We start from the raw sequence: 1,492 nt of genomic DNA on the forward strand, positions 1-1,492 counted from the left end.
ATGGTTTGTGTGTCTACTATTTCAGGAGAGGACAACCTCTTCACTCCTCTGTAGAAACGCCAACACTCCTCTATAAATACCCTCCGTCTTATCTATAGACCACATCTACTTCATGTCAACTATTTCAAGAGAAGACACAATTTCTTATCTAATCATAAAAAGCGATACTTTCTAAGAAGTCGTAGGGTACTTCATATTTTTCTAATGGCTGTACTGGAAGTAGAGCTTTCGGAATAAGCTTGCTATTAATTTCCACTTCCATACCCAGTATCCATGCGAGCTTGGCATATCCAAGCGCCGGCATTGAGATATACTTTTTTAGGAGAGGATCGTCATTTCGTTTCTGATGAATCTTCGGACTGACCATTTCCTGTAGAATCACTTCACATTTCTCCTTGTCCTTTTTCAGTAGTGCCTTGAAGAAGTTTACATCATATTGCATTGTGTTGTTCTGATTTTTACCATCAAACCACACTCTTTCCATTATCTCAATATTCCTTTGTATCAATTCCTCATTGCCCAATATGAACTGCTGAACTGTATGAACAAATACACAACCGTCATCGCCTGCCAATACATGATCCTCCATCGTACGGTCTATTCTTTCTCTGGTGTTATCGTCTAGATAGAAGTCTGTAAAGGTAAGATGAGCGAACCGCTCCTTTAGAAATGGAATATTATCGCTCAACATGGCATAACCTATAGAGCGCAGGTTATACACGAACTGACTGTCGTTAAACTCAATAATATCAAATGCACTTAACAAACCACAATTATATAAATATTGTTTGGCTTTAGTTAGACTATGTTCTTCAAAAAAAGAATATAGAGCAAATATCAAATTGTCCTGGTTTAATCTTTCAACTCCACTACTAGTCAATGAATAGTAAGTCAAAAAACGTTTTTCTCTTTCTTTGCTACTAAAATAAATATCCGCCAAATTTCTCATAATCAAAAATCATTTGAAAGTTTAACAAAATAACTTGTCCCATCGCTTTTATCTATCGCGAAAACATATCGCCCAACAATATTTTTATTTTCCATTGCTATGGATAGTTTTTCATGAATGCCACCTTTTCTGTATAATTTTTCGGATACATGATTAAACACCCACTTTATACGGTAGTATCCCCAAAAGAGTGTAAGGCTGAATGCTCCTTTGAATTGCAAATGTACTTTATTCGCTTTGCTTCCCATAAACAACAAAGATAGACCAATAAAGTATAGATTTCTCCTATTATCATACATTGTAGAGGGGTTGAATGGATGGTAATTGTTCCTTCAGTTTAATGTAATTTGGTAGGTATTCTGAGATATCTTTTGTGGAAAAATTTTATCCACATATTCGATTTTCTCATCCATCTTTGGATCATTACATAATTTTGAAATAATAAGCCCTTCAAAAAGATGTGGAACTCCACCACAAAGTATTCCAGTCCAATATTCTCCAAATGCAACAAGTTCATCCATTCTTTTTAGCACATTTGGCAGA

Annotated in this window: 2 protein-coding genes; both read right to left on the reverse strand. The window is 35.3% G+C overall.

The window, feature by feature from the left end; genetic code table 11:
• Positions 1–148 precede the first annotated feature (148 nt).
• Positions 149–949: an immunity 49 family protein gene (locus HMPREF3027_RS09315; protein ID WP_070708382.1), complete on the reverse strand. Its 801-nt coding sequence runs from the start codon at positions 947–949 to the stop codon at positions 149–151.
• A 332-nt stretch (positions 950–1,281) separates the two neighbouring features.
• Positions 1,282–1,492: hypothetical protein (locus tag HMPREF3027_RS09325; RefSeq protein ID WP_210400702.1), on the reverse strand; the 211-nt coding region annotated here is incomplete at its 5' end.

Origin of the sequence: Porphyromonas sp. HMSC077F02 (genome assembly GCF_001815465.1) — a bacterium.
GTDB lineage: Bacteria > Bacteroidota > Bacteroidia > Bacteroidales > Porphyromonadaceae > Porphyromonas_A > Porphyromonas_A somerae.

Bases quoted from the DNA above. Each gene is read 5' to 3' on its own strand.
- HMPREF3027_RS09315 (WP_070708382.1), bottom strand. From the start codon at position 949: ATGAGAAATTTGGCGGATATTTATTTTAGTAGCAAAGAAAGAGAAAAA.